Genomic DNA, 1,879 nt, shown 5'->3' on the forward strand with positions numbered 1-1,879 from the left:
GGTAGTGTCAAATGAGTTATGAAAAAATAAAGTCTAAGAAATAGGCTCAGATTGAACCTTGAAAATTGCAGATATGATGTTTGATGGCAACTTACGCCACCCTTGACAGCACACAAAAGCAATGCTCTGAGTGCCTTATCGACGGCGAAGAACTCAGGAACAGGCTGGTTTCTCCGTCTGGATCACAGCATTGTAGCATTGTTTTTGCGTGCCATCAAGGGTAAATCCCTCCGGGATGGCTGAGTTGTTATCTCCGGCTCTGAATCTAGGAACAGACTGATTCTTCTGCTTGAGACTTCTGCATCTGCAGGATGGTCTGTTGCCCGAGAAAGATAAGCAGCTGCCACTTGCCCGGCATGTTGTCGGCATTTTCCAGATGCTCTACTTTATTGAGAACACGATAGTGGTTGTGCTGATGCGGTCTGAGGAAGTTATAATAAGCGACCCAGAGGGAGACATTGTAGCTGGCACCCTCATAGTTGTCATAGCCGCAGGTTATGCGGTAGGAGGCTTTAAATGTACGGTTGAGACGCTCGATCATCTGTTTGAAAGGCCGGAACTCTTTGGAGACTTCGTCCTCGTTCGTAAGCCCGATGACCTGAGTGATATCAAAACGGAACTTCTCACCGAATTGGAGGAAGAACTGCTGTGCCGCAAGTGGATAGGCGCTGTATCCATCGGCGATAAAGCGGAAGTTTTCCGGAAGCTGCTTTAACTTACGGAAAGCCATGCGCATAGCAAGGATGCAGGGACCTACCCCGCGGTTATCAGAGACCTGATAGCCAAGAATGGAGCGGGATACCGCATCCATGATGAACCAGATGTATCCTTTGATCCCGCGGACTTTGATATAGGTTTCATCGGCGATAAAGGTGGTTCCGGTCTTGTAATCATAGTTGTCAACGAAAGGCTTGATGACAAGGGCGGCAGTCCTGGCATAGTTGGCGACTTGCTGATGGGAGATCCGGATGTTGTAAAGGTCTTTGAGAGCCTGAGAAGTCTTGCGCAGGGAGAGACCAAGATTTACATGGAGAGTCAGACAGAGCCCCATGACATGGGCGTTATGCCGGCTGAACTTCAGGGAAGAAGCATTTTTTGGAAGGGAGTTTAAATCCATGCGGAAGAAATCTACAGTGAATTCACGGTAGATGTAATGGAGCTTGTATTTATTTTTTCCGTAAGCCTCATTGAGATGTTCTGGCTCCACTTTTTTAAGGTTATGGAGATAGTAAGGGCATTTCGGGTTTACGCACTTATGCAAGACAAAGAACTTCCGGTCTTTCTTCGGGACAAGAGTATTCCCGCAGTGGGGACAGCGAAGTTTTATGGCAGAAAAGCGGTTATCTTGCTGAGAGAACTTTGCGTCACAGACTTTGCAGGAAAGTTGTCCTTTGGAGCCGTTGTTCTTGTAAAGATAGGGTTTTGGAGCCTGACAACGGGGACAGGAACATTCTTCCGGGATGTCACATTCGGACTGTCGGTTGATGGGGTGGATCTTCTTGCGGTAACGCTTATCGAAGTAAGGAATCAGTTCCTTATAGGTCCAGTCCTGACGGAAATCCGTAATCAAAGGAAGTTCATCAATCTTGTACTTCTGGTATTTGGGGGAATGAGAGTCATCAAACGTCCACTGCTTGAGCGGGATGTATCTGCAGATAAAATTTAATAACCAGCAATTCAACTGATAAAGGTATTGAATAATGGTGAGAAGATAAAGTATAATGTCCATGAGCGTTGGCTCCTTTTGTATAAGGTTGGTTTGGCGATTGACATTATACCAGAAAAGGGAGGTCAATGCTCTTTTTATTTGCAAACCTCCGAAAAATCAAGGTAAAACGTAACTTTTACAATAAAAAACGAAGGTAGTTTTGACACTACC

Annotated in this window: 2 protein-coding genes; one reads left to right on the plus strand and one right to left on the minus strand. The window is 45.8% G+C overall.

Translation table 11 applies throughout. The features are described 5' to 3' along the window. Window positions 1-265: 265 nt before the first annotated feature. Window positions 266-1,117, minus strand: coding sequence for a transposase (locus LKD70_RS18925; protein WP_407691008.1), 852 nt, complete (start codon window positions 1,115-1,117; stop codon window positions 266-268). Window positions 1,118-1,153: 36 nt separating this feature from the next. Here LKD70_RS18925 and LKD70_RS18930 point away from each other — a divergent pair, with 36 nt between their 5' ends. Beyond that, window positions 1,154-1,666: a hypothetical protein gene (locus LKD70_RS18930; RefSeq protein WP_407691009.1), complete on the plus strand. Its 513-nt coding sequence runs from the start codon at window positions 1,154-1,156 to the stop codon at window positions 1,664-1,666. The last annotated feature ends 213 nt before the right edge of the window (window positions 1,667-1,879 follow it).

Origin of the sequence: Ruminococcus turbiniformis (genome assembly GCF_020687545.1) — a bacterium.
Classification (GTDB): domain Bacteria; phylum Bacillota; class Clostridia; order Lachnospirales; family Lachnospiraceae; genus Mediterraneibacter; species Mediterraneibacter turbiniformis.